At 59.2% G+C, this 26,904-nt stretch carries 25 protein-coding genes and 2 pseudogenes; 7 read left to right on the top strand and 20 right to left on the bottom strand.

Annotated elements, in window-relative coordinates; translation table 11 throughout:
• Positions 1-85 precede the first annotated feature (85 nt).
• The 4 genes from moaA to DVU_RS02755 are packed head-to-tail and all read right to left on the bottom strand — an operon-like array spanning position 86 to position 3,444.
• Positions 86-1,111, bottom strand: a complete 1,026-nt coding sequence (gene moaA, locus DVU_RS02770) for a GTP 3',8-cyclase MoaA (RefSeq protein WP_010937883.1) — start codon at positions 1,109-1,111, stop codon at positions 86-88.
• Positions 1,108-1,776: a molybdenum cofactor guanylyltransferase gene (locus tag DVU_RS02765; protein WP_010937882.1), complete on the bottom strand. Its 669-nt coding sequence runs from the start codon at positions 1,774-1,776 to the stop codon at positions 1,108-1,110. Before DVU_RS02765 ends, moaA begins: the two co-directional genes overlap by 4 nt.
• Entirely contained in the window at positions 1,773-2,561 is a 789-nt protein-coding gene (locus tag DVU_RS02760; protein ID WP_010937881.1) for a formate dehydrogenase accessory sulfurtransferase FdhD, read from the bottom strand. The genes DVU_RS02765 and DVU_RS02760 overlap by 4 nt, the downstream gene beginning before the upstream one ends.
• A gap of 1 nt (position 2,562) precedes the next feature.
• On the bottom strand, positions 2,563-3,444 hold the full coding sequence (locus DVU_RS02755) for a formate dehydrogenase accessory protein FdhE (protein WP_010937880.1): 882 nt from the start codon (positions 3,442-3,444) through the stop codon (positions 2,563-2,565).
• Positions 3,445-3,678: 234 nt separating this feature from the next.
• Here DVU_RS02755 and msrB point away from each other — a divergent pair, with 234 nt between their 5' ends.
• Together msrB and DVU_RS02745 are read left to right on the top strand one after the other, a co-directional pair.
• Positions 3,679-4,242 carry a peptide-methionine (R)-S-oxide reductase MsrB gene (gene msrB / locus DVU_RS02750; RefSeq protein ID WP_014524252.1) on the top strand — a complete coding sequence of 188 codons (564 nt, stop codon included), beginning with the start codon at positions 3,679-3,681 and terminating at the stop codon, positions 4,240-4,242.
• A 228-nt stretch (positions 4,243-4,470) separates the two neighbouring features.
• Positions 4,471-4,752: a DUF5334 domain-containing protein gene (locus DVU_RS02745; protein ID WP_010937878.1), complete on the top strand. Its 282-nt coding sequence runs from the start codon at positions 4,471-4,473 to the stop codon at positions 4,750-4,752.
• Positions 4,753-5,056: 304 nt separating this feature from the next.
• Here DVU_RS02745 and DVU_RS02740 read toward each other — a convergent pair whose 3' ends face one another.
• From DVU_RS02740 to DVU_RS02720, 5 genes are all read right to left on the bottom strand, one after another.
• Positions 5,057-5,815 carry a DUF4412 domain-containing protein gene (locus DVU_RS02740; protein ID WP_011792824.1) on the bottom strand — a complete coding sequence of 253 codons (759 nt, stop codon included), beginning with the start codon at positions 5,813-5,815 and terminating at the stop codon, positions 5,057-5,059.
• Between the two features lie 70 nt (positions 5,816-5,885).
• Positions 5,886-6,371 carry a CreA family protein gene (locus DVU_RS02735; protein ID WP_011792825.1) on the bottom strand — a complete coding sequence of 162 codons (486 nt, stop codon included), beginning with the start codon at positions 6,369-6,371 and terminating at the stop codon, positions 5,886-5,888.
• Positions 6,372-6,803: 432 nt separating this feature from the next.
• Positions 6,804-7,142, bottom strand: coding sequence for a PilZ domain-containing protein (locus DVU_RS02730; protein ID WP_010937876.1), 339 nt, complete (start codon positions 7,140-7,142; stop codon positions 6,804-6,806).
• Between the two features lie 406 nt (positions 7,143-7,548).
• Positions 7,549-8,661, bottom strand: a complete 1,113-nt coding sequence (gene ald, locus DVU_RS02725; RefSeq protein WP_010937875.1) for an alanine dehydrogenase — start codon at positions 8,659-8,661, stop codon at positions 7,549-7,551.
• A gap of 378 nt (positions 8,662-9,039) precedes the next feature.
• Positions 9,040-10,620 carry a sigma 54-interacting transcriptional regulator gene (locus DVU_RS02720; protein WP_010937873.1) on the bottom strand — a complete coding sequence of 527 codons (1,581 nt, stop codon included), beginning with the start codon at positions 10,618-10,620 and terminating at the stop codon, positions 9,040-9,042.
• A 278-nt stretch (positions 10,621-10,898) separates the two neighbouring features.
• On the opposite strand from DVU_RS02720, the gene mnmH reads away from it, so the two are divergent.
• From mnmH to DVU_RS02695, 5 genes and pseudogenes are all read left to right on the top strand, one after another.
• Positions 10,899-11,939, top strand: a complete 1,041-nt coding sequence (gene mnmH, locus DVU_RS02715) for a tRNA 2-selenouridine(34) synthase MnmH (protein ID WP_010937872.1) — start codon at positions 10,899-10,901, stop codon at positions 11,937-11,939.
• A 121-nt stretch (positions 11,940-12,060) separates the two neighbouring features.
• The gene (locus DVU_RS02710; RefSeq protein WP_010937871.1) at positions 12,061-13,140 is read left to right on the top strand and encodes a TerC family protein; all 1,080 of its coding nucleotides are present in this window, start codon (positions 12,061-12,063) and stop codon (positions 13,138-13,140) included.
• A 214-nt stretch (positions 13,141-13,354) separates the two neighbouring features.
• Positions 13,355-13,912 (top strand): GAF domain-containing protein, encoded by a 558-nt coding sequence (locus tag DVU_RS02705; RefSeq protein WP_010937870.1) that lies wholly within the window; start codon positions 13,355-13,357, stop codon positions 13,910-13,912.
• 19 nt (positions 13,913-13,931) lie between these two features.
• Complete coding sequence (gap, locus tag DVU_RS02700) at positions 13,932-14,948, top strand: type I glyceraldehyde-3-phosphate dehydrogenase (RefSeq protein ID WP_010937869.1); 1,017 nt, start codon at positions 13,932-13,934, stop codon at positions 14,946-14,948.
• A 211-nt stretch (positions 14,949-15,159) separates the two neighbouring features.
• Positions 15,160-15,519 (top strand): annotated as a pseudogene (locus tag DVU_RS02695) (helix-turn-helix domain-containing protein); the annotation flags it as partial.
• Positions 15,520-15,535: 16 nt separating this feature from the next.
• Here DVU_RS02695 and DVU_RS02690 read toward each other — a convergent pair.
• The 11 genes and pseudogenes from DVU_RS02690 to DVU_RS02640 all read right to left on the bottom strand — a co-directional run bounded on the left by DVU_RS02690 (position 15,536) and on the right by DVU_RS02640 (position 26,817).
• A protein-coding gene (locus tag DVU_RS02690; protein ID WP_150103615.1) for an IS3-like element ISD1 family transposase occupies positions 15,536-16,647 on the bottom strand; the annotation gives its coding sequence in 2 pieces (ribosomal slippage) (positions 15,536-16,395 and positions 16,395-16,647; 1,113 coding nt in all).
• A 112-nt stretch (positions 16,648-16,759) separates the two neighbouring features.
• On the bottom strand, positions 16,760-17,863 hold the full coding sequence (locus DVU_RS02685; RefSeq protein ID WP_010937865.1) for a glycosyltransferase family 4 protein: 1,104 nt from the start codon (positions 17,861-17,863) through the stop codon (positions 16,760-16,762).
• Positions 17,864-17,900: 37 nt separating this feature from the next.
• Complete coding sequence (locus DVU_RS02680) at positions 17,901-18,512, bottom strand: class I SAM-dependent methyltransferase (protein ID WP_223295132.1); 612 nt, start codon at positions 18,510-18,512, stop codon at positions 17,901-17,903.
• A 55-nt stretch (positions 18,513-18,567) separates the two neighbouring features.
• Positions 18,568-19,308: a methyltransferase domain-containing protein gene (locus DVU_RS02675; protein ID WP_014524249.1), complete on the bottom strand. Its 741-nt coding sequence runs from the start codon at positions 19,306-19,308 to the stop codon at positions 18,568-18,570.
• Positions 19,309-20,420: pseudogene (locus tag DVU_RS02670) on the bottom strand (IS3-like element ISDvu3 family transposase). It abuts the gene before it with no gap.
• A 321-nt stretch (positions 20,421-20,741) separates the two neighbouring features.
• Positions 20,742-21,680 (bottom strand): NAD-dependent epimerase/dehydratase family protein, encoded by a 939-nt coding sequence (locus DVU_RS02665; protein WP_010937860.1) that lies wholly within the window; start codon positions 21,678-21,680, stop codon positions 20,742-20,744.
• 325 nt (positions 21,681-22,005) lie between these two features.
• Entirely contained in the window at positions 22,006-22,971 is a 966-nt protein-coding gene (locus DVU_RS02660; RefSeq protein WP_010937858.1) for a glycosyltransferase family 2 protein, read from the bottom strand.
• Between the two features lie 201 nt (positions 22,972-23,172).
• Positions 23,173-23,877, bottom strand: coding sequence for an ABC transporter ATP-binding protein (locus DVU_RS02655; RefSeq protein ID WP_010937857.1), 705 nt, complete (start codon positions 23,875-23,877; stop codon positions 23,173-23,175).
• Positions 23,870-24,658, bottom strand: coding sequence for an ABC transporter ATP-binding protein (locus tag DVU_RS02650; RefSeq protein WP_010937856.1), 789 nt, complete (start codon positions 24,656-24,658; stop codon positions 23,870-23,872). The genes DVU_RS02655 and DVU_RS02650 overlap by 8 nt, the downstream gene beginning before the upstream one ends.
• Positions 24,658-25,881, bottom strand: coding sequence for a high-affinity branched-chain amino acid ABC transporter permease LivM (livM, locus tag DVU_RS02645; protein ID WP_010937855.1), 1,224 nt, complete (start codon positions 25,879-25,881; stop codon positions 24,658-24,660). Before livM ends, DVU_RS02650 begins: the two co-directional genes overlap by 1 nt.
• A gap of 27 nt (positions 25,882-25,908) precedes the next feature.
• Entirely contained in the window at positions 25,909-26,817 is a 909-nt protein-coding gene (locus tag DVU_RS02640) for a branched-chain amino acid ABC transporter permease (RefSeq protein WP_010937854.1), read from the bottom strand.
• Between the last annotated feature and the right edge of the window lie 87 nt (positions 26,818-26,904).

The raw sequence follows: 26,904 nt of genomic DNA, 5'->3' as shown, positions 1-26,904 counted from the left end.
ATCCGCCGCCTTGGGGCAGGAGCATGACGTGGCCTCACCGGGGGCGTGCTTCAGGCTTGATGCAGGCGGTCGTCGTACCGCCTGCCTAGCCCCCGATGGCGGTCATACGCCGTTCGGCCACCGCAAGACCGGGGCGCATACGTTCCAGAAGCCTGAACCCGAGCGGCTTGCGCCTGTTGGCAAGGGCGATGACCCTTCGCACGGCCTCCACACCCAGTTTAGGATGGCGCAGTAGCGGGCGCAGACGGTATTCCCGGTCGGCGAAGAGACAGGTACGCAGACGCCCGTCCGAAGTGACGCGCAACCTGTTGCAATCGCCACAGAAATGGTCTGACATGGGTGTGATGACACCGAAACGGCCCTGCCCGCCCACGATGTCGAACAGCCGCGCGGGGCCGCGTCCGCCCTTGTCGGGCACAACGGGCCGCAGGTCGGCCAGGTCGTGCACACGGGCGAGGATGTCGTCTGCCGGCCAGAAGTTGGCGTCGTTCCAGCGCGTTCCACAGCCCATGGGCATGAACTCGATGAAACGCACATCCACGCGATGGTTGCGGGCGAAATCGACGAACGTCGCCAACTCGCCATCATTGACACCGCGCAGGGCCACGGCATTGACCTTGAGCGACAGCCCCGCCGCAAGGACAGCTTCCATGCCCGCCATCACCTGCGGCAGGAAGTCGCGCCCGGTGACCTCATGGAACACCTCGCGCCGGAACGTATCCAGCGAGACGTTGACCGTGCTCACGCCAAGGTCGCGCAGCCCCGCCACATGCGACTCGAGAAGCGTACCGTTGGTGGTGATGCGCAGGTCGATGGCGGGGTGTTTCTTCCGCACCAGTTCGACGAGATGCAACACGTTCTTGCGCACCAGCGGTTCGCCGCCGGTGAGACGCACCTTCTCGACCCCGCTTTCCACAGCCACATCGACCAGCCGCGCCATCTCTTCATAACGCAGGATGTCGTCATGGGGGATGAAGCGCATCCCCCCGCCGCCCCAGCAGTAGAGGCAGCGCAGGTTGCACCTGTCAGTGACGGAAAGCCGAAGATAGCGCACCCTGCGGCCGTGCAGGTCGACGAGAGAGGAAGCGGGCCTGTCGTCGTAGTGGTTCATAACGCCCCGATGATACGCCGCGCCATCTCGAGGTCGGCGGGGTAGTTGACGTTGAAGAAGGGCAACGCCTCGTTCTGGGTGTACACGATATCCTCCCGACGTTCAGCCGGTATCACCCGTGAAAGCTTGTGCACCCCGTCGGTCAGGGCGTCCTCGAAGAACGGCAGGCAGGCGTATTCGTACACCGCCACCAGCGACTCGATGAACCCTGTCTCCTCCTGCCGGAACGTGGTCATGAGAGCCTCTGGATGCCGCGCACCACGACGTTCGAGCAGGCGTTCCAGCAGGGTGCGCTCCATGAAGGGCAGGTCGCAGGACAACACCAGCACAGGCCCCTGCGCCGCACGCAAGGCCGTCATGACCCCTCCGAAAGGCCCGAGCCCCTGCACCTCGTCGTAGATGCGCAGATATGGCCCGGTGACGCACCGCCCCGGACGGCACGATATCCATACTTCGTCGACCAGCGGTTCCAGAAGGGCCGCCGTACGCACCAGAAGGTCTGGCCCTTGCTCTCCATGCAGACGGATGACGGCCTTGTCGTGCCCCAGACGGGTGGAAAGCCCCCCCGCCAGCACGACCCCGGTGACGCCCGTCTCCCGGCTGTCCGGGATTGCGTCATCCGTGGCGTCGGCATCGTCCGCCGTCACATGGAGAGCATCCCTCACGGAGCGACCCTCCCCGCGCGGTCGGTGAACACGGTGAAACGTTCTTCGCGGTCACGCGCGAAGCCCACCAGCGTCACCCCCTGTTCGCGCGCCATGTCCACAGAGGCTGTCGTCACCGCCGAACGGCTGACGATCCATGTAAATCCGGCCCTGCGCGCCTTGGCGAAGAGACTTGCCGTCACCCGCGCCGAGACCAGCAGCACATGCGAGGAGAGGTCGACCCCCTCGCGTGCAGCCCACCCGGCGAGCCTGTCGATGCAGTTGTGCCTGCCGATGTCTTCGGCACGGCGCACCACCTCGCCCTTGGTCACCGAGAACACCCCGGCCCTGTGGAAACAGCCAGTGCCGTCCCACAAGCCCTGTGCCCCCATGAACATGCGCATGGTCTCCAGCAGTTCGGGTGCAGAGAGACGTCCGGGTGCCGAGGCTGCACCCCGCTGCGGCTCTTCGCCCTTTGCGGCATCTGGAGCTACGTCGGCCACTGCGGGGGGCGCGGGGTTCGGCGCCAACCGCACATGCCACACGCCATCCGTGCACCGCGCGTCACCGCGCCGGATGCCTGCCGGAGACGGCCCGTCGGGTGGCCCGTCGTGCAGCCTGTCGAGCAGCACATGCCCGAGGGCGAGGTCGCCGATATCCTGCGGCCACGCCCACAGTCTGCATGAACCGCCCTCCCAAACCACGGAGACCGGAACCTCGTGACTCACCACATCGGCAAGCGGACGCCACTCTCCGTCGCGCCACTGGCGCACCTCGACGGGACGCGGTACGGGCGGGGCTTCCATGCTAGAACCCCCACGCCGAGGCCGTCGGACGCGAAAACCCCTGCTGTCGTGCGAGGATGTCCAGCGCCAGCGATTCAAGGTCGTCCAGCACCGGGATGGACTCGCGGTCGTATTCCCTGAAGTCGGCCAGCTTGATGTAGCTGTCGCAAGAACGGCACACATGCACCTGATAGCCCGGTTCACCGTCGGCTGTGAAATACTCGAGCTTCTCCGCCGCGGTTTCGAGGCAGAAGGGACACTGGAGTCGCGCAGTACGGTATTCGTGGCGACAGAACGAGCAGGTGCTGTACCGTGCTCCCTCCTTGCCCGCGATGCGGGAGATGAGAGGCGCGCTGCCGCACAGCGGACAGTGCCCATGCTGCCATACGCTTTCGGGGTCATGGTTCAGTGCCAGCAGCGAGGCGACAGCCTCAAGCGACGGCACGAGGCTGCCGAGCGCGAGAAATCGCACGAGGCTGGGTGCCTCGGGCATCTTCCCTGCCCATGCCTCGAAGAACGCCTCGTCATCACGCAACATGGCGTCACACAGGGCCTCGAGCGTCACTTCGCCAGCCTCAAGCCTTGCCTTGAATGCGTCTGCCGACATGCCGAGACTTCCGCCCGCGGCATGCAGCATGGCGAGAAGACGCCCGAAGAGTTGCGCGGTCACGGCCCTGTCGTAGGGAAAGGCATCACGCGCAAGCAAGGGGGCACCCTGGACATGGGCATCGGGAGTGGCCAGCCCTTCAGGCAGGGCCACACTGACACGGGCCCTCGCATCGGCCTGCATGGCTGCGGTGCGTGCCACGATCTCCAGCAGCGAATCGGGAATGTAGTTCTTGGCGCGCAGGGCCTTGAGCTTGCGCTCAAGACGCTTCAGCGCATCATCGACATCATATGACATGCGGTCTCCTTGAGATTCGGCGAAATGACCACGCCTGTTGCGACCCTAACCGCGCACGGCGCCACCCTCAATGCGGGGCCACCTGCTCTCGGTCTTGCACAAGATTACGGCAGAATAGCCGTTCCCGATACCATGAACACGTTCTTCGCCTCACGCAAGGGGGCATTGACTGTCGGCATTCCGGGGTTACCTCCGAAGAGGCACCACGGCACCATAACAGGAAAGGAGACGGACATGGCACCACGACGCATGACAAGGCTATGGCTTTACGGTCTGGTCGCCGGATTCGTGGCACTGGCCGTTTCCATGTTCCCGGTCGGGCACGGCCCTGCCGTAACCACAAGTCACACGCAGGAGGCGTCCCCCATGAAGCCCAGCAGAGAAGAACTCAAAAAACGGCTCACGCCGTTGCAATACGATGTCACGCAGGAGGAAGGTACCGAACCGCCCTTCCGGAACGAGTACTGGGATGAGAAGCGCGAGGGGCTGTATGTCGACATCGTGTCCGGTGAACCGCTCTTCAGTTCGCGTGACAAGTACGATTCAGGCACTGGTTGGCCAAGTTTCACCAGACCCGTAGACCCGCAGGGCATCGTCGAACGTGTCGACCGCAAGCTCTTCACCACGCGCACGGAGGTACGCAGCAGGAATGGTGACAGCCATCTGGGGCATGTCTTCCCGGACGGGCCCCAGCCTACGGGGTTGCGCTACTGCATCAACTCGGCGGCATTGCGTTTCGTCCCGGTGGAGGACCTCGAACAGCAAGGCTACGGTCACCTGCTGCATCTTTTCCAATGACCGGGCAAGAACAGGGCTGTTCGCCGCTGCACCACCGACCGGGGACATTGACCTGCGGACGACCAGCCCCCCCGAGAACAGCCACTGCACGGCACATCAACGGGCACCCCGGCACGCTGGACGCCGAAGGGCAACGCGCGCAGCTGGCGCAGGCAAGGGTGACGCCCCCCGAAAGCCCCGCCCCTGCTCACGGTTGCAACCGAAAAGGGCCTCTGCTACGAGAGGCCCATGAAACATACCATCATCGCCCTCTTCTGCGCCCTGATGCTGAGCCTGCCCGTTGCCGCCATGGCGTGGGACGGTTTCGATGCCGAGACCACCGGCCTTGTGGAGGTGAACACGGACAGGATGCCCGTCGTCGGGGACGCCGTAGAGATTTACGACTACGACGCCGACAACACCTTTCAGGCAACGGTGCTCGAAGTGCGACGCAATGTGCGCACCATCGAACTGACGGTGCGCGACCCCGAAACGAAAAAACCGCGCATGTTCATCATGGAATCGCGCTAGCTTCGTTTCAGGCCGCACGGCTGCGGTGGTGCACAGGCCGCCATACCCGGACATGACAGCGTGTCCGGGCAGCCGCCCGTCATCTACGCCGCCGCCAACACGCGGCCACCGCCGCATTCAGCCTTCCCTCCCTTCAGGCGGGAGGGCACAGGACGCGTCCTTCCCGCATCAGGTTCATGCATCGCGGGCGACAGGCGCGACACACCGTCCAGGGCGCAGCCACTCTCCCGACAGACGAAAAGCCCCCCTTCCGGGGGGCGTACAATCGGTCGACCGCGCAGGTTCGCCTCTTGCCGAACCCGCCCTACTGGGTCTTTCCGCCAGAAGGCATCCCGGGCCGCATCCCCGGCGGCATCATGCCCTCAGGCAGTGTCATCCCTTCCGGCAGTTGCATGGCTCCCGGAGACATCCCTTCCGGCGACATGCCTTGCGGCATCATGCCGGGCGGCATCTGCCCGACCTTGCCCTTGACCACCCGGTAGCCCGAAGGCACCTCGAACAACGATGCAGGCTGCGCCCCGACCTTGATGTTGCGAAGCTCTTCCGTGAAGCCCTCCTCGTCGCGCTCGCGCAACGGGATATCGAACTCTTCCGCCTGCCACACGAGGCTGACGTTGCGCACCACCTGCCCCATCACCTTCTGCGTCGTGGTCACCCGCTTCTTTTCGGCCTTGTACCCCTGAACGGTCTCCGTACCGAGACGTTCCTCGCGGCTGTCGGGGGTCGCCGCCGCCATGGCGGGGGCGATGGCACGCAGTTGGGCGTCGTCGAGGGAGTGTTCAAGGCAGGTGCGGCTTTCCACATCGACCATCCACTGCAGTTTGAGGTCCGGCCGCACGATGATGGTCATGCCCTGCATTCCCTCCTGCGGCGGCAGTTCAAGACGCATCCGCCCCGCGTCGACGTATATCCGGGTCGACGCTTCGACCTTGCCCGCAGCGTCAAGGCTAACCATGTCAGCCGAATAGGCACCTATCTTCCCTGCCACGGCACTGGCAGCCCATGCCAGCATCATGAGGATGGCAAAACCGGGGGCTACCGCCCGCAACCGACCTCTCCGCATTACGACCTCCATTGCTGCACAGTTGCCACGAAAAGAACGATACCCGCCTTGCTGCATCGCACCTCACACATCAGCGACGCACGGGTACGGTTGAGACGGCGTTGTACGGAGACCCCTCGATGAGACGCTTGCTCACGGCAAGATAGACCAGCGTGTTGCGTGCCGAATCCCAGATGCGGACGACACGTGTCGCCTTGAAGAAGACCGAGGTGGACTCCTTGAAGACGTTGGCCTTGCGAGGCAATTTCGCCGGGATATCGATGGGGCCGACCTGACTGCACGAGATGGCGAAGTTGGAAGGGTCTTCGGCAAGGCCAAGCGAACCGCCTATGCCACCGGTCTTCGCCTGACTGATGTAACAGGCAACGCCGGGGATGTCGGGGTCGCGAAAGGCGAACACGCACACCTTGTGGTTCGACCCGAGAAGCTTCCACTCGGTCGTCACGCATTCGACCTCGCCATCGTCATCTGCCGCACGGGCAGAGGACGTTCCCACAACAAGCGTGCATATCACCGCACACAGCCATACGAACGGAGAATGGAAAACCTTGGTCATGAGGGCTCCTTGGGTCATGCCTGCCAGCATAGGCCTGCAACATTCCGGGAAGACTCGGTCCATACCCGTATGCGGGGCCATGCCGGGCAAGGTCGGGTCGTCTCGAAGACGGCCCCGGACATATCCGGACCCGACTTCGACCGCCCCGTTGGCGCACCGTACACCCGGCGACGACGCAAGACAGGCTTTCTACATCCACACATAGCCTGTCAGGCCCGGTGAGGACAAGCAGTTAGCGCGCAAGACGCGTAAACAGTCCGCCATCTTGCATGGGTGCCATGCGGAAGGGACGGGCCCTCGATCGTTCAGGACACGGATACCACGCAGACAGCCCCGTCATGACACGGGTGCACACGGGCGCATTCGAACCATCAGGGCGAACACGAGAGGAGAGAAGGTCTGGAGGCGGAACAGGAGCGAGGCAGGAAGCACTCAGAGACGCGGAGCGAAGTCGAAGCAGAGGTCGGTGTAGTCACGCTGCAGAGGGGTGTCGAACACGACCCCGAACTGTTCGCCCTCACACCATGCGACGGTATAGCCCACCTCACGGAAGTACCCGGCATACTCCGGCGCACGGGAAGGCCCTACCACGCTGCCCGCATCTCCCGGTTCCGCGTACTGCAACGGCTCCCTCATGGAGAAGCGTGCCCCGCCGAGGCTGATGTCCAGCAGGCGGGCGGCCGTCTCCCTGCCCCCCACCATGACCTGATAGCTGTAGTCCGTACCGTAATGCCTGAGGTACAGACGCTGATGCTCACGCCGTTCTTCCATGACCGCCTCCGTCTGCGACGCGCACTGCGCGACGGCTACCGCCCGTGTTCTTCAGCTGCTTTTTCCTGAAGAGAATAAGCTCTCATCTGCGGAATGACAACGTAGCGCCCGTTAGAGTTCGCCCCCGCACAAGGAACACCCCGCCCCGCCAAAGACGGGACGGGGTGCGACATATCGCTACGGGGCAAAGACATCATACAGGCAAGGCAGCCCGGTCGACCCCGTCGGCATCATGGGATGAGGACGGCACGACACACCGTAGCCCGCAGACACCCCGCCCGCACGTGCCTGCTGTCCTCGCAACGACGTCACCTTCGGCGCGCAGGGGCATCACCCCGGTGCGCCTCCTGCACACAGCCGGCAACATGCACGGCCCTCGCCCCCCTCACCCCAGAGTGGATGGAGACTAGAACAGCGACTCCACAGACACGAGAGGCAGCCCGAACGCTTCGGCCACGCCCGCGTAGGTAATCTTGCCGTCGACGACGTTGGCTCCCAGTGCCATCTCGTGACTTTCGGACATGGCGCGCCGCCACCCCTTGTCGGCGAGGGCCACGGCATACGGCAGCGTGGCGTTGGTCAGCGCAAGGGTGGAGGTCTTGGCCACGGCCCCCGGCATGTTCGCCACGCAGTAGTGCACGACGCCGTCCACGACGAATATGGGCGAACCGTGCGTCGTGGGGTGCGACGTCTCGAAGCAGCCGCCCTGGTCGATGGCCACGTCCACGAGTACGGCACCGCGCTTCATGGTCTTGAGCATGTCGCGGGTGACGAGGCGCGGGGCCTTCGCCCCGGTGATGAGCACGGCACCCACCACCACATCCGCCTCACGGACGAGTTTCCGCAACAACGAAGGGGACGACATGAGCGGGAAGCAGTTGGCGGGCATGATGTCACTCAGATAGCGCAACCTGTCGAGATTCATGTCGAGAATGTAGACCTTGGCCCCGAGACCGCAGGCCATCTTGGCGGCATTGGTGCCGACCACGCCGCCGCCGATGACGACCACCGTGCCGGGGTCGACACCGGGCACGCCGCCCAACAGCACGCCGTGCCCGCCTTGTGCCATCTCAAGGTACTTGGCCCCCTGCTGGATGGCCATGCGCCCGGCGACCTCGCTCATGGGAGTCAGCAACGGCAGGGTGCCGTCGGCCTTCTGGATGGTCTCGTACGCGATGCACACGGCGCCGGTGTCCATGAGTGCCCGGGTGAGTTCCTCGTCGGCCGCAAGATGCAGGTAGGTGAAGACCACCTGCCCCTTGCGGATGAGCGGATACTCCGACGGCTGCGGTTCCTTGACGTGCATCACCATGTCGGCACGCCCATAAATCTCTGCCGGGGTGGCAATCAGGGTCGCCCCCGCAGCCACATAGGCCTCGTCCATGAAGCCGCTGCCTGCCCCCGCACCGGCCTCGACCAGTACGGTGTGCCCGTGGTGGCAAAGCACCTCAACCCCGGCCGGGGTCATGGCGACACGATTCTCTTCCGCTTTGATTTCCTTGAGGATACCGACGACCATGCTGTGCCTCCGTGACATTGACCGATTGCGGCGCCCCGTTGCGCGGAACGGGTGCCCTGCCTCGTAGTGTTGCCCATGACAGACCATCTGCCATCATCACCACGATAGCAAAGGCCTTGCCAACGCTACGCACGTGATGCCCGCCAGCCGACCGGCGCGGGACGGAGGCCTGAATTTTACAAAAAGTGCAACACAGAACAGGATGTTAGCGATTGTTTGGTAAAACAAAGAGTTGCGGCGACAAAAGGCACTCTGCCGCCGCGTGCATCAAGAAAGACGACACCGTGGTCCTAAAACATGCCAACCCGAGACGATACAATAAGAACAACATGAAATCATTTATACTATTATTGGAATGTAAACCAACCACGCGGTCTGTCATTCTTCCAGAATGACGCCGTGACGCCGCATCTTATCGAGAAGCGCCGTGTGCGATATTCCTAGTATTTTCGCTGCCTTTCGAATGGAAGGTGCGCGGCGGACCACATCTTCGACGATTTTCTTTTCAAAATTGGCAACCTGCTCCTTCAGAGTATCGCCCTGCCCCGCAGCAGAGGCTGTGCGCGCCGCGTTGAACACGCCCTTGCCCAACTCATGACTGAACAGGATGAACTGGTCGTCCACCACGGCACCACCGGCAAGGATAGCGGCACGTTCCACCACGTTCTTGAGTTCGCGCACGTTTCCCGGCCATTCATGCGACCGCAACCGGGCCAGCGCCCCGTCGGTGAACGCCGGGGCAGCCCCGCCGATGCGCGACGCGAGTTGCTGCAGGAAGTGATTCGCCAGCAACGGGATATCCCCGCGTCGTTCGCGCAGGGGCGGTATGTGCATGGGCAGTACGTTGATGCGATAGTAGAGGTCTTGCCGGAAACGTCCATCCTCGACCATGCGCTCAAGGGGTCTGTTCGTCGCCGTGATGATGCGCGCATCCACAGGCACTTCGGCCTCTCCGCCGATGCGGCGCACCCTCTGTTCCTGCATCACGCGCAGAATCTTGGCTTGCGAGGCAAGGGGCATGTCGCCGATTTCGTCGAGGAAGACAGTGCCGCCACGCGCCGATTCGAAAAGCCCCGGCTTGCCCTCACGCCTGCCGCCCGTGAAGGCCCCGCGCTCGTACCCGAACAACTCGCTCTCCAGAAGCTGTTCAGGCAGTGCCGCGCAGTTGATGGGCACGAAGGGTCCCTTGCGTCCGCTTTCGGCGTGCATGGCACGGGCGAAAAGCTCCTTGCCGGTTCCCGACTCGCCCCTGATGGCGATGACGGCATCCGTGGCTGCGACCCGGCGTGCGAAGGCGATGGCGGCTTCGATGGCCGGGTGGTGGCCCACGATGTCGTCGAAACCCACATGGTCGGCATCGACGAGGGTACGGGCGAGTTTACGTATCTCGCGCATGTCGCGGGCAATCTCCACCGCGCCGATGATGCGCCCCACACCATCGCGTATGGGGGTTCGCGTGACGAAGAACTGCAACCTTCCGAGCGGGGTTGCGAGTTCACGCCGGGCATCGTGCAATTCCCGCCCGTGCAGGCAGTCGAGAAGCCCGTGGTCGGGCAGGCGCAGCGAGGTGAGACTGCGCTCCGTCACGTCCTCTCCGGCGCAACCGTAGGCCTCGCGGGCGACTTTGTTGATGGAGGTGATGCGCCCGCCACCGTCGATGGACATGACGCCATCCCCGATGGTGTCCAGCACCACCTTGATGCGGTTCTCGCGCTCTTCTGCAGGCAAGGTCTGTACCTCGCGGCATTCGAGCAGCCCCCGCATGGACTCGAACCGCTGCCGCAGTGCGGCGAAGGCCCCCTCTCCCGCACCATCGGCCTCGATATGGACGTGCGACCGGTCATGCCGACGTTCGACCTCCATGCAGACGATGGAATACCCTTCTCCGGCCAGCAGTGACGAGACATCCGAGACGATGCCAACCCTGTCCTTGAACACCAGTTCGAGCTTGAGCTTCATCCATTCCTCCGGATTCCCGCAAACTGGCACACGTGCCATGCGACATCAGCCCCGGGCACCCATCCCAAGGTCGCACCGCGCTGGTCGTATCCCCGAAGCCGCTGCCATCGTTCACATGTCACGTTTTCCGGACGCACCGGCAGTGAACGCCATGACATGCCCACGTCGAGGCGAGTAGCATGTCACCCTGCGCCTTGCCTACTGCCCACACGTCCGCACGCTGGACAAACCTCACATTCCATCGCACAACACGCGCGACGCCAACCACCGGAAACCACATGCCGCATATCATAGACGCCTCCACCTTCCTTGCCCTGCGCGACACGGGTCTACCCGTGCTTGATGCCCGCTCCCCCTCTGAACACGCGCGGGGCGCCATACCCGGCGCACTCAACCTGCCCGTCCTCGATGACGCGCAGCGCGAGGCCGTGGGCACGCTCTACGCGCGCAGCGGGCGCGAGGCTGCAGTGCATCTCGCCCTGCAACTGGTGGGGCCGCACCTTTCCGCCATGCTGGCACGGGCGCAACACCTGTGCGAGAACCGCCACGAGGTACTGGTCCACTGCTGGCGCGGCGGGATGCGTAGCGGCAGCCTCGCATGGCTTCTTGAAAGCGCGGGCTACACCGTGCACCTGCTCGAAGGTGGCTACAAGGCCTACCGCGCCCACGTACGCGCCCAGCTGGCGCGCCCTGCGCGGGTCATCGTGCTGGGCGGCATGACCGGCACGGGCAAGACCGACATCCTGCATGCCATGGCCGACCTCGGCTGTCAGGTCGTCGACCTCGAAGGGCTTGCGAACCATCGCGGGTCTGCCTTCGGCAGCATCGGCCTTGGCAAGCAACCCACCAACGAACAATTCGAAGCGGCCCTGTACGAAGTATGGTCGCGCCTCGACCATGGTCGCCCCATATGGATGGAGGACGAAAGCAGCCGCATCGGCACCGTAGCCATGTGCGACGCCTTCTTCACCCACATCGAACATGGCAGGCTTGTCACTGTCGAGTTGCCGCTGGAAGCCCGCGTCGCCCGCCTCGTGGCCGAATACGCAGCCACGGGCGAAACCGAGGCCATGCTTCACGGGCTTGAGCGCATCCGCAAGCGCCTTGGCGACGATGCATGGCGGCGATGCGCCGACGCCCTGCGTGCCGGCGACCATACCACTGCCGTGCGCATCCTGTTGCGATACTATGACAAGGCGTATGCCCATCATCAGGCGCAACAACCCCGCGAAGCCGTCCGCCACATCGTCCTCGAACGGGACGACCCCGCCACCGTGGCGAGACGCCTCGCCGCCGATGAAGACTCTCTCGCAGGCTGACACGCCTGTCCCCTTGCATCCCGGCGGCGAGAGGATTAGATTCCCGTAATGGCGTCCCGACCGGGATGTCCGCCGTGCGGGTTCCCCGTACGACACCCCAAACACTTCCTGTGGAGATTTCATGTCCGACTTCGTCATGTGGGGCGGGTTCAACCTGTTTGTCCTGCTGCTCCTCGCGTTCGACCTCGGCGTCCTGCACCGCAAGGACCGCGACATGTCCGTCGCGGAAGCCCTGTGGATGAGTCTTGCCTATTTCGTGCTCGCCATGCTCTTCGGCGGCGGCATCTTCATGTTCATGGGAGAGCAGAAGGGGCTTGAGTTCCTCACTGGCTATCTCATCGAAAAGAGCCTCAGCGTCGACAACATCTTCGTGTTCGTGCTGGTGTTCACGCACTTCTCGGTACCACGCCACCTGCAATACCGGGTGCTGTTCTGGGGCATTCTCGGCGCGCTGGTCATGCGTGCCGGACTCATCGTGGCTGGCGCCGCCATACTGGAAGCCTTCCACTGGGTCATCTACGTCTTTGGCGCCTTCCTTGCCGTCACGGGCGTCAAGATGCTGCTCGCTGCCGACAGCGAACCGGACATGGCAGGCAACGTGGTCACCCGCACCTTCCGCCGCCTGTTCCCCATGACCGAGGGCTATGACGGCAACCACTTCATGGTCAGGCGTGCGGGCAAACTCTACGCCACCCCCCTGCTCATGGTGCTCACCATCATCGAGTTCACCGACCTCGTGTTCGCGCTCGACTCCATCCCCGCCATCTTCGCGGTCTCGCGCGACCCGTTCATCGTGTACACCTCCAACGTCTTCGCCATTCTGGGGCTGCGAGCCCTGTACTTCGCGCTGGCGGGCATCATCCATCGCTTCCGCTACCTCAAGTACGGTCTCTCGCTGGTGCTGGTGTTCATCGGTGCCAAGATGATCATCAACGCATGGTTCGCCGCCAAGATCATCCCCACCGATGTGGCGCTTCTTGTGACGGCGCTCATCATAGGCGGTTCGATGGTCGTGTCGGTCATCAAGACCCGCAGTGAAGGGGGGGATGAAGGGGCGACCCACATCCCCACCGGATGGATTCCGGGCACCCCTGCCCGCGACAGTGATGACGCTGCAGGAGGCAGCGCATCGGGAGGCAGCGCATCAGGCGCTTCCACCAAGAACACGGGCACGTCCTCCACCGACGACAACGCTCGCTAGGGACGGCAGCGCACGCTAGCGCGCCAGACCGCCATCATCAGCCCTGCCTTACACGAAGGGCCGGACATCCCCGTGATGTCCGGCCCTTTTGCCATACGGCGTCAGACCACAGACGAGGCGCGTCGTCACCATTCCGCCCCGAAGCGTACACTTGACCCTGTTGCCGAAATGTGTGGTTATGTATCGAGTCGCATAGCACCAATGGAGGTGAAGCATGGCATCGCAGGATTTCTTCCGCGCCCTTTGGGGTGTGGCTACGGTTATCAACTCAAGCCTCGACACCGGAACCGTTCTCGACAAGATCACGGAACAGACGGCAACGGCACTGAACTGCAAGGCGAGCACCATCCGGCTTCTCGACCGTACACGCAAGGTGCTGCTGGCAAGCGCAGCCTACGGTCTTTCCGACGGGTACATGCGCAAGGGCCCCGTCGAGGTCGCCAAAAGCGGCATGGACGGTGAAGTGCTGGCAGGCAAGACCATACACCTGCGCGATGCATGCAGCGACGGCAGGTTCCAGTACCCCTCGGCGGCCAAGTCCGAAGGGCTGACCTCTGTGCTTTCCACACCGCTCATCGTGGGGGGCAAGGCCATCGGCATCCTCCGCGTCTACTCCGCCACCGAGCGCGATTTCACCAATGAGGAAGAAGACTTCATGAAGGCCGTGGCAAGCATTTCGGCCATCGCCATCGAGAACGCCCGGCTGCACGAGGCGCTGCGCGCCGACTACGAAATCGTCAGCAAGTACAACGTCCGCATCTTCGAAGAATGATGCCCGGCGGAGGAGCACCATGCGCAAGACACGAATTGGCATCAACGGTTTCGGACGCATAGGCCGTCAGGTCTTTCGCGCCATTCACGAACGCTATGGCGACAAGGCCGAGGTGGTGGCCATCAACGACCTGTTCGACGCCGCCACGAACTTCCACCTGCTTGAGTACGACACCAACTACGGACGCGCCCCCTTCACCCCGGAGGTGGACGGCAATATGGCGCGCGTGGGCGACTGGCAGGTCACCTGCTTCGCACAGCGAGACCCGGCGCAGTTGATTTGGGGTGATGTCGGCGTTGACGTGGTCATCGAATCGACGGGCATCTTCCGGTCGGCGAAACAGGCGCATGTCCATATCGAGAACGGGGCGAAGAAGGTCATCATCTCCGCCCCCGCCAAGGAGGAGGACATCACCATCGTCATGGGCGTCAACCACCACGCCTATGACCCGCAGAAGCACCATGTGGTGTCCAACGCCTCGTGCACCACCAACTGCCTCGCGCCCGTGGCCCTCATCATCCAAGAGAAGTACGGCATCGCCACCGGTGCCATGACCACTGTCCATGCCTACACCAACGACCAGCGCATCCTCGACCTTCCCCACAAGGACCTGCGACGCGCACGCGCGGCAGGACTGAACATCATCCCGACATCGACGGGCGCAGCACAGGCCGTTGCCAAGGTCATCCCTGAACTCAAGGGCAAGTTCACAGGCTACTCGCTGCGCGTGCCCATCCCCACAGTCTCGGTAGTGGACTTCACAGCCATTCTCGAAAGAGACGCCACGACCGAAGGACTGCGCGCCGACCTCAAGGAAGCCGCGCAGGGCAGACTTAGCGGTATTCTCGCCTTCAGCGAGAAGCCACTCGTGTCGTCGGACTTCAAGGGCGACCCGCACTCGTCAATCGTCGAAGCCGAATACACGACGGTGCAGGACGGACGCCTCGCCAAGGTCGTTGCGTGGTACGACAACGAATGGGGCTACTCGTGCCGCCTCGCCGACCTGATCATGCTCATGCAGGAGAAGGGGCTTTAGAAAGCAGGGCCATCGCCTAAAGCAGCAGGCACTGGCTGAAAAAGAATCGGCGGCGGCATGTTGGACATGTCGCCGCCGAAATTTTGCCATATGTGTGCTGAGCTAGTTATTACCTGACAGTAGGCCCTTCAAAAGGAAGTGGTCATGCCGTTCCCGACTGGGGTAGCGATGAGGTTGCGAAGCTTCATCAACCACCAGCAAGGAATCCGACATGACCACAGGCAAGAAGGTAGCACGAAGGAAGTTGAGCCTGCTAGAGCTTGCAAGCGAACTCGACAACGTGAGCAAGGCGTGCCGCATCATGGGGTATTCGCGGCAGCAGTTCTATGAAATCCGCCGTAATTACCAGACGTTTGGCGCAGAAGGGCTTGTGGACCGCCTGCCGGGGCCACGAGAACCACACCCGAACCGGGTGGACGAGGCGACAGAGGATAGGATTTTGGCGTACAGCCTTGAATTTCCGACGCATGGCCCCGTCCGCGTGGCCCAACAGTTGGTTTTGCAAGGTGTTCAGGTCAGTTCCGGGGGCGTGCGGGGTGTCTGGAGCCGCAACGGGATGCTGACCCGACATTGTAAACCTCCCCAAGTTAGTGCCATCCAAAAGTAGAGACTTCCTTGGGTGAATTTTTCAGGAGGAACTCTGCCGGGGTCAAATCGCCAAGAGACTCATGGGGTCGTTCCTCGTTGTACTGCCGCAGCCAGTTCTCCGTAATTTCCTTCACTTCTGTAAGGGATTTGAACAGATAGAAGTCCAGAACCTCTTCCCGATAGGTCTTGTTGAACCGCTCAATGTACGAATTCTGTGTGGGCTTGCCTGGCTGGATGAACTCCAATGCCACGCCGTTCTTCTCGGCCCAGTCGGCCAGCAGCACCGAAATCAGCTCCGGCCCGTTATCCATTCTCAATTTGGCAGGCAGCCCGCGCCAAGCCACTATTCGGTCCAAAACTCGCAAGACTCGTGCCGCTGGCAAATTCGTATCAACTTCGATAGCCAAACACTCACGGCTGAAGTCGTCCAACACATTGAACGTCCTAAACCTTTGACCACTAGCCAATGCGTCATGCATGAAGTCAATGGACCAGCAGACATTTGCGCATGGCGGAACCGCCAGTGGTTGCGGGTTTCGCGAGGGCAGGCGCTTCTTGCCTTTGCGCCGAAGGTTCATCTTTAAAAGACAATATACCCGGTAGACGCGTTTATGGTTCCAGCGAAAACCGTGTCGGCGCAATACCGCGAACAGCTTACCGAAACCGTAACGAGGATACCTGTCGGCCAGCCCCAGGAGCGCTTCAATGATCAGCGAATCATCTCTCGGTTTGAGCTCATACCGGTACACTGTCCGGCTAAGCCCCAGCGCAGCGCATGACCGCCGCTCACTGAGACCATGCTCGCTGTGTATGAAATCCGCCAAATCGCGCTTCTCGGCTGGCCTCAAAGCTTTTTTGCAATGACGTCCTTCAAGGCCTCGTTCTCGAGGCTGAGATTGGCGAACATGCGCTTGAGCTTGCTGTTCTCTTCTTCAAGTTCCTTGAGCCTGCGGATATCCGAAGCTTCCATGCCGCCGAACTTGGCCTTCCACTGGTAGTAGGTGGCTTGGCTCACGCCGTTTTCACGGCAGATATCAACGACCTTGCGACCGCCATCGGCTTCTTTCAAAATCCTGATGATTTGGCTTTCAGAAAATCGAGATTTCTTCATTTTGCACTCCATGAGGCAATCTTGATCAGAAATCTCTATTTTTCAATGGACCTATTCTAGGGGAGGGCTACACACGCCCAGAGCGGTTAACGATTCCCAGAATACCACACCTCTATATCTCCTTCCCCCTGCTCGCGAGTTCATCGTAGATGCCCTTGAGAGTCTTGATATAGAGATCCATCGTATGCTCTGAAGCGATACGCGAACCTGTATTAGAGAGGGTTGAGTGCAACTTTTCGTCTTCAAGTAGTCGGATGATGCACTGTGCAATGCTCTCTGGCGAACGCTTGCAAACAAGGGACGCCTCGCGAGCTATCTCCAGAGATGGAACATGCCGTGATACGATTGCCGGGAGGCCACAGAACATGGCTTCAAGATGCGTGATGGGAAGGCCTTCAAAATCAGAAGGCATCGCAAGTGCATATGACGCGCGCAAAAAACGCGGTACGTCTTGCCTGTATCCGGTAAGCACCGCATGTCCCTCAAGGGACAGCTCGCGAATCAGCCTCTCAAGGTGAGGCCGTTCGCCACCCTCTCCCACTAGGACAACCGAAATATCATGCCCCTCGTCAAGAACTAGCCTGAGTGCCCTTAGAAGCAAGTCAAAGTTCTTCTGCCCCACATAGCGCCCTACACCAACTACAATACGACCTGACACGCCATACATCGCAGTCAGGTCATGGGGTTCCACGGCTAGCTTCTGGGGATCAACAGCGTTGTAGATGACACGGGATGGACGCTTGGCAATGTTGTGATCGTCGGCGACCATGTCTGCTACGGCCCTGGAAACGGACAGGTACATGTCTGTAAAGAACGACAGCAATTTATTTGCTAAACGACGCCTCAACTTACGTTCACACTTTATGTTTCGCAAATGCGTGACAACAGGAACACCGAGACCAATCGAGGCAAGCCGACCGCAGTAGTCTCCAGAAAAATGGAGTGTATGAATGATATCTGGGGCGTATTCAACAAGCTGAGAACGCAGACGCAAGACAGTGTCGATTCGATGCGTTGCAATGCTGTCAAGGCTATTCCCAGCACACACGACATCGACACCGGAAGAGATATATTCAGGCATCTTGACGCCTGTTCCAGAGACATTGAAGACACGGCACTCGAAATCGGAAGTTTTAGAAACATGCCGCGCAAGATCTAGCAACCAGCTTTCAACACCGCCGAATGGAAGACCACCGATAACGTATGCTACTTTCATAGGCCTTACCGAATCATATCCCCTACATATACTCAAATCATTTAACAGGCGAAAGCACATAACGAACACTCGCTACAGGAAAAAACCGGCAGAGATATCTCTCGTAGAATTCTTGCCGCTTTGGGTTTGCATTAATAAAAAGTTGCACTCTGCGCGTAAATAATCTTCCCAAAAAAGTATTCTTAGGTTCAAAATCATACACAACTTCACAAAGCAAAAACTTTTCTTTTATATAAAAATCAGGAACTTTTCTTTTAAACGGCTGAAAAACACGTTCCACGAAATAACACATTGTGTACAAGCCAAAAAAGCGTACATGTGTTGGGTCTGAATAAGCCAATTGGTTAGAGTAATGAGGCACAACAATAGTAACTGTTGAATCACGCATACATACTCTATGAACTTCTTGCATCAACTGTATAAAATTACGGACATGCTCTAACACATGATGAGCGTAAATCTCAATCACAGAATCATCAGGAAAACATGATAAAGGATCATTAAGATCCGCAACGACATCAACTCTATCCATTTCAACGAGGTCAATGTGGAAAAAACCATCACGAGGTCTATCCCCACTTCCGAATTCAATTGCCACTGGCTTTTTTTGCTCGAGCATCTCTTGCAATTCTGGACTAACGATTTTCAAAACTCCCCCAATTCATAAAGTTTACACGACTAAGGACAAAACCACGTAAAACTTTCTAATTGGCAAAAAAGGTGTGCCGTACATACTTCCACCTTTTTTTAAGCGACCGCACCAACTTGGAACCATGTTCACCACAACCAAATTCATTCATTCGACTAATGTATAGGGCAGGATGGTATATCAAATCCGGACTCACTACAGAACTCAGACCTTGATTCTCAAAAATGAATTTTTTGTCGTTACGCGCATACAACAAAATATTCTGAGCATGAACACAGTTAACAGAAGGATCATTCCACAGCGGCTTTCTAAAAATATCAAAACAAACATACCCAAATGACAAAAAAAGGTCGGCCCAACAACTCGGGGGCTGTTCATTTACATGGCTAGTCCCTCCTTGCAACGGAGCAGCAGCCGAAAACAAGACGACATCAGCTGAGCATACTATTGACCTTACGAAATTATCCGCTGAAGACGCAGCTAAATGCTCTCCAACTTCAATACTCATCGCCAAATCATACTTAGTAAAAGGTTCAATATATTCTTCAAGATTACATTGAGTGAAACAAAGCTCAGGAATTTTCAGGTTCTTAACATCCACATGATGTCCATCATAACCGTGATATTCCTGAACACCATTGCTGGCACAGACTTCTAGCCAATGGCCAAGCCCACAACCAAAATCCACGACCGATGTCGGCTTAAAGTAAGTCCACAACAGGGCAAGCACCTTGCGGGCACTCGCATACCTTTGTTCTTCGCTCTTAAGATGACCTGCCGGGAAACTTCGGACCACTCAATTCTTGATGGTTTCCCCACGGTTCAGTTTTTTTCCATACTGCCGACAAAAGTGTTCAGGCGTTATGTTGTTTAGGCTTGAATGTGGGCGAACGGAGTTGTAGTGCCGCCTCCATTCCTCGATCACTACGCGTGCCTCGTCCCGACACCGGAACCATTCCATTGACAGACATTCGTCGCGAAATTTGCCATTAAAACTCTCGTTCAAACCGTTCTGCCAGGGCTTGCCAGGCTCAATCAGAGCCAGATTCAGAGACTCCCGAGCCGCCCATCTGAGCAGTGCCTTCGACACGAACTCCGGTCCGTTGTCAGAACGTAGGCTCAGAGGGGCTCCACGTTCACTAATCAGGCGGGACAGCACCTCAATCACCCGGCCCGACCTGATGCTCCCGGCAACGTCTATAGCCAGGCATTCGCGCGTGTATTCGTCCACCACGGTCAGGCATTTTATCGGCTGACCATTTGCACAGGCGTCGTAGACAAAGTCGTACGCCCACAGTTCGTTTGCACCCATCGGCAGTTGTGGTCGCGGACGGGACGCCGCAATCCGCTTCCGAGGCCGCTTTCTGGGCACCTGCAACCCGGCCTTGCATCAAAGCCGGAACGCCTTGTCGGCCCCCATGACATGACCCAGACGCTCCATGAACACGTTGATCCGGCGATATCCAAAGCGCGGATACGCCGCAGCTAGACCTGACATCGCCGCCATCAGGGGCTTGTCCCGAGCCTCCAGCCGTGACTCGTAGTGGAGCGACGACCGGGAAGTGGATAACAGCGCACACGCCCTGCGTTGTGAAAGCCCGCGACTCCTAGCGTATGCCACCTGGATGCGTCGGACGGGTGCGCCTACCATTTTTTTGTGGCGATTTCCTTCATGACCTCGATTTCAAGGTCCCGTTCCGCAAGTATCTTCTTCAGCCGCGTGTTCTCTTGTTCCAGCAGGCGTAGCCGCTTCACGTCATCGGCGGACATGCCTGCGAACCGCTGGCGCCATGTGTAGATCGTCTGCTCGCTGATTCCATGCTTCTTGGCCACCTGGGCCACTGGACTACGGTCAGCTTCTCGCAGAATGCCGACCATCTGCTCTTCGGAAAATCGTCCCTTTTTCATCGGTTCCCTCGTGGTTGAGGGAGAAACCTATCTCAAGTTTCGGCTGGTCTGAAAAGTGCCGGGCAGGTCATATCGACCCCTTCGGATAAAGCGAAGGGCTAAAGTCAGAGGATCATTTCTTTCGAGAATGGCTCTCAAAGTACGCCTATATTTACGTGGAAGAAAAAAAGTCAACAACTTTGCAATAACTAAATAAATCCTATCATACATTTTCGCTACAAACATAATCACACTCAAAGGAAAGAAAACATTTACTTCATGACGCCGCTTTTGCGCCAACACTTACTGCACTAGAGACCCAAAAAGCGGCTATACCTTTTCCTACGAATTCTCACATAACCACACCCATGCTAAGCTGACTCCAACTTTAAATGGGAATAGTGCCCTCCACCCAAGCTCTCTTTCAGCAAGTGACACATCAAGCACGGAATACGGGACATCGAAAACCCGATTCTGATCGTACTTCACGACAACATCACGCCCAGTCACGGAGCGCATCATATCGATGATATCATTGAGACTCAGCCCTGCCCCCGAACCGATGTTAAAGACATGATGCTCGGTATTCAAGCGTGCCGCCAGAACCAGTGCTCGTGCAACGTCCTCGACGTAGATATAGTCGCGCACTACAGAACCATCACCCCAGACATGCAGCGGTTCGTTGCGCAAGATTTTGCCGAGAAAAACCCCGATGACCCCCTGCTCTGCGCTCGTTCGCTGCAACGGCCCGAAGGGATTGCTTATCCTGAGAGCAGCATAGTCGATACCATACAGTTCATGATACAATGCCAGATACTTTTCGACTGCCAACTTGACGATACCGTATGAGCACAAGGGGTCTGTCGGATGATTCTCGGAAATCCTCGGCATCAGATGCTTTCCGTAAATCGCCCCACCCGACGAGGCATAGACAACCTTACGAACCCCGGTACGCCTTACACATTCGAGAAGAGTCAAAGACCCTGAGAGGTTCTCTCGAACATCACGTAGCGGGTCATCGTTCGAAGTCTTTGGAATCGTTGTCGACACCAGATGAAAACAGACATCACAGTCTGCAAGCGCACGTTCAACATCCTGCGTATTGAAAAAATCCCCTGTGAAGATGCTACATGAGGACATTAACTCATCAGTCAACAAGGGGTTTCGCCTGGAATCGCGACTGAATGCATGAACCTGGCATCCAGCCTTGAGCAAATGATGCACGAGGTGACTTCCCAGAAACCCGGAAGCACCAAGAACACATGCTCGAAAGCTACTCATTGCGACCTACATTCATGTACAAAAGCCATTTACCAGAGAACCTGAGCCATTCACCTAACACAACATATAACAACTTCGGGCATAGGCCTGTTTATTACAACCCACTCTACCCAAAAAAAGATGGCACATCATTCAAGATACTATTTGCATTCAAGCAAGGCTACAGGGACATGGCATCTCGAAAATCAAGGGCGCAAGCAACCAATTGTCACTCGTTCGCTCACGTTTTTTGAGATACGAGTACGTAATGGACTATGCCTATGGCAAAGAGTTTTATTGCATCGTTAGTCGGCAATTCTATCATATTGCAAGAAAGCTTCAGAATTCATCTGAAGCATCGCGAAATCTGCGAAGGCAATGCTCTCGCCAAAAGATTGAAAAGGACCTTGGGCTGAATCAATATACGCAATGCGGCTACTGATGACACTTTGGAAAGCCGTTTTAGGTACCCGAAACAAAGAGAAGGTGAATCACTATCTTTCAAAAGGCGGTATGCATAGTCTTTGCCCTTTGAATACGCATAGCGAGAACTCCAGCTTTTAAGAAACGAGGATTTGACGGCGATATCTGGTTCTTCAGCAGTGTGCATGACCGATTCGAACACCTGGATATTAGCGAGATAATCACTGAAAGCCATCGTGCCACTCGTGTTTCCCGAATGCTCGCGCCAAACACCAACGATTCTTGGCAGAACACCAACAGCCCCGCGCGCAAACAAGCGTAGAAAGGATTCAAGATCCGAAGATACTATGTCCTGCTCATAAAAACCGATGGCTAGGGCATGGGTTCGGGAATAGAGTGTCGCGTTGTGGTATGGGAAAAGTGTCCCATCCAGTATGCCCGAAAAGACATCCCGAGGAGCAACACGCCCAGACAAGCACACGTTCGCCTGCTGAACCTTGTGAGTTCCTGACGCCTGTAGAACCTTACGTCCCCCCAAAACAGCTACGATGTCCGGATGCTTCTTGACCACGCCTACAGCATCTTCGACAAAGCACGGGTCAACAAGGTAATCATCACCATCAAGATTGATTACCCACTCCCCACGCGCCCTTTCATAAAGTGTCTTGCGGTAATTTGCGACCCGCCCGAGATTCTGTGCATTTCGATACAGCCGAACTTTGGGGTGGTTCCGGTACCGTTCCAAAACCTTGGCAACACCAGGATCAGGCGAGGCATCATCCGCCACAACGATCTCAAGATCGGCATAGGTCTGCGCAAGCGCACTCTCTATGGCACTTCCGACGTAATCTTTTTGATTATATGTCGGGATCATCACCGTCACGAGCATTTACGAAAACCTCACCGTTTAGTTTCACATGCCGATTCATCCCTGAGAGGTAGCTACTGAACAAGCCCACGTGGAATACGATGCCTCCTGCGCCCGGTCAACACCTTCCCTCTTCGCTGGCTGCTTTTCCGAGATGCGATACGCCAACGAAAGAAGGCGCCCGTGACAGGCGCCTTCCGACGTTCAGGATGAATGCGCCCCTTACATGCCGAGGTAGGCCTTTCGCACTTCTTCGTTGGTAAGCAGACTTTCGGCAGGAGCCTCAAGCGTGATGCGCCCGGTCTCCATGACATAGCCGCGGTGGGCTATCTTGAGCGCCTGGTTCGCATTCTGCTCCACGAGAAACACCGTGGTGCCGTCGCCGTTGATCTTCTGGATGATGTTGAAGATCTGCTGGATGATGATGGGCGCGAGGCCCAGCGACGGCTCGTCCAGCAGCAGAAGCCGCGGGCGGCCCATGATGGCGCGCGAGATGGCGAGCATCTGCTGTTCACCGCCGGACAGGGTACCCCCTGCCTGACGACGCCGCTGTGCGAGGATGGGAAAGAGGTCGAAGATGTAATCGAGGTCGCGGGCGATGCCTTCCTTGTCGCTACGCAGAAAGGCCCCGAGGTCGAGGTTCTCCTGAACGGTCAGGTCGGGGAAGATGAGACGCCCTTCCGGGACCTGGCTGATGCCCAGCCTCACGATCTCGTTGGGCTTCATGGTGTGGATGGGCTTTCCCTCGAACAGCACTTCACCGGTGCGTGGCGGCGTAGCGCCGCAGATGGTCATCAGCGTGGTGCTCTTGCCCGCGCCGTTGGCACCGATGAGCGTGACGATCTCCCCCTCGCCGATGGTGAGGTTGATGTCGCGCAGGGCCTGTATGTTGCCGTAGTAGGTGTTGACGTTACGCAGCTCAAGCATGTTCTTCCTCTCCGAGGTAGGCCTTGATGACGCGCGGATTGCGGCTGACTTCCTCCGGGGTGCCCTCGGCGATCTTCGAGCCGTACTCCATCACGTAGATGCGGTCGGAAAGGGACATGACCATGTTCATGTCATGCTCGATGAGCAGGACGGAGAGGTTGAGCCTTTCGCGTATCTCCAGCACCAGCCCCTTGAGTTCGAGCGTCTCTTGCGGGTTCATGCCCGCAGCGGGTTCGTCGAGCAGCAACAGGAAGGGGTTGGTGGCAAGTGCGCGGGCGATTTCAAGCCTGCGCTGCGCACCGTAAGGCAGATTGCGGGCCTGCTCCTTATAGTGCTGTTGCAGGTGCACGCTTTTCAGCAGTTCATAGCTCTTGTCGATGATCTCCTGCTCTTCGCCACGCGTCTTCGCGTCGCGCAGCAAGGCTCCGAGAATGCCGGAGCGCGTGCGACAATGGCAGCCGATCATGACGTTCTCAAGCACCGTCATGTTCTGGAACAGGCGGATGTTCTGGAACGTACGGGCCATGCCGAGTTCCGTCACCTGATTGGGCTTCTGCCCGTTCACGCGCACGGGTTCGCTGCCGGGGCGGGTCACGACGACCTCGCCTTCTGTCGGCACGTAGATGCCCGTGATGCAGTTGAAGAACGTGGTCTTGCCTGCACCATTGGGCCCGATGAGGGCGACGATCTCACCCGCATCGACCCTAAGGTCGACCTCGTTAAGGGCGCGCAGCCCTCCGAAGTTCTTGGATATGCTTCGTACGTCGAGCACGGTCTGCATTACGCCTTCTCCCCGCTCTTACCCGCTTCGGGGTCGTTCACATCATACTCTCTGGAGCGGCACGACACCAGCCCCTGCGGCCTGAACACCATCATGAGCACCATCGCCGCACCGAAGATGAGCATGCGGTACTCCGAGAAGGCACGCAGGTATTCGGGCAGAAGGATGAGCACCAGCGCTCCCAGCACCACCCCCAGTGTCGACCCCATGCCGCCAAGCACCACCATGGCGAGAATCATCGCCGATTCGAGGAAGGTGAAGCTGGCGGGGTTGATGAAGGTGGTCTTGGCCGCGAAGATGACCCCGGCGAAGCCGGCCCAGCACGCTCCCAGCGCGAAAGCCGTGAGCTTGGTGGTGGTGAGGTCGATGCCCATGGCCTCGCAGGCGATTTCGTCTTCGCGCAGGGCCTGCCAGGCGCGTCCTATGCGCGAGTCCTTGAGGCGTCCCACGGCGAAGATGGTGAAAATCACCGCCGCAAGGATGAGGTAATAGATGTAGGTGGTGGCTTCGCTCACCGACAGTTCCATGCCGAAAAGACCGGGGCGGGCGATCTTGGAGATGCCGCTGGGACCGCGCGTGACACTGCCCCAGTTTTCCAGCACGAGGCGGACGATTTCACCGAAGCCCAGCGTGACGATGGCAAGATAGTCGCCCTTCAGCCGCAGCACCGGAAAACCGAGCAGGATGCCGAAGACGGCAGCCAGAGCTCCCCCGATGGGCAGCACCGTCCAGAAGCCGAGACCGAAGTCCGCGTTGAGCAGGGCGTAGGCGTAGGCGCCCACGGCGTAGAAGGCCACGTAGCCGAGCACAAGCTGACCGGAAAGGCCCACGACGATGTTCAGCCCGAGGCCGAGCATCACGTAGAGCAGGGCCGAAATCATGATGTTGGTCTGATAGGTGGAGACCAGCATGGGCAGCACGGCGAACACCACAAGCACCGCAAGCAGCGCCGGGGTCCGGAGTCGGGCGTCACTGCGCACGCGGGCCATCAGCCCGCCCGCGGCGGCGTTGCCCTGCCGGGCAGATGCGCCCCCCGCTTCCTTGCGGGCGAGCATATAGCGCCACAGGAACGACAGGGCGAAGGTTCCAAGCCCCATCATGACCATGTTCTGCCACCGCCAGTCCACCGTACCGTTCAGCGTGTCGACCCGTATGACCATCAGCGGAAAGGTCAGGAACATGAACCAGAGGCCGACCTGAAGAGATTTTATGATGCCTTGCATTGTTGTCCTCTTTTGCCCTGAAGCCGGCTAGACCTTCTGGGTCTTGGGCTTGCCCAGGATACCGGAGGGTCTGAAGATGAGAATGAGCACGAGCAGCGCGAAGGCGAGGGCGTCTTCATAGTCGCTGGACACGTAGCCGGTTGCGAAACTCTCGCAAAGGCCGAGCACAAGCCCGCCCGCCATGGCGCCAGGAATGGAGCCGATGCCGCCAAGCACAGCGGCGGTGAACGCCTTGATGCCTGCGATGAAGCCGATGGCGAAGTTCACCTGACCGATATGCGAGGCGATGAGCACGCCGCCGATGGCCGCCAGCGAGGAACCGATGATGAAGGTGAGGGAGATGACCCTGTCGGCGTCGATGCCGAGCAGCATGGCCATCTTGCGGTTCTGCGCCGTGGCGCGCATGGCCTTGCCCATGCGGGTGTACTTGATGAACAGGGTGAGGCCCACCATGGTGATGGCGCTCGTGACGATGATCAGAACATCACTCGTCCCGGTGATGTGGGCGATGGGCTCAAGGATGGCGAGGTCGGGCACGAGGCGCGGAAACGGCACGAAGTCCGAGGTCTGCGCGAGGATGACATAGTTCTGGAGAAAGATGGACATGCCGATGGCCGAGATCAGCGGAGAAAGGCGTGGCGCGTCACGCAGGGGCTTGTACGCCACCTTCTCCAGCGTGAACCCGTAGGCGGCGCAGTAGATGACCGCGACGATGGCGGCGATGATGAGGATGCCCGCCTCGGGAAAGCCATAGATGCCGAGCACACCCGCCACGATGAGCGCCGTGAACGCGCCGATCATGTAGACCTCGCCATGGGCGAAGTTGATGAGCTCGATGATCCCGTACACCATGGTGTAGCCGAGCGCGATAAGTGCATAGATGCTGCCGCGCGTGAGCCCACCGAACAAGAGTTCACAGAAATACTGCCAATCCATGTGTCCCTTCCCACGCGAAAACCTGCTCTCGCAGGTTTCCGCATTGCAAAATCCAGGGGACGGGCACAGGCCCGCCCCCTGGGGTTG

The organism is Nitratidesulfovibrio vulgaris str. Hildenborough, from assembly GCF_000195755.1.
Lineage (GTDB): Bacteria > Desulfobacterota > Desulfovibrionia > Desulfovibrionales > Desulfovibrionaceae > Nitratidesulfovibrio > Nitratidesulfovibrio vulgaris.
This window is presented reverse-complemented; position numbering and strand designations above follow the sequence as displayed.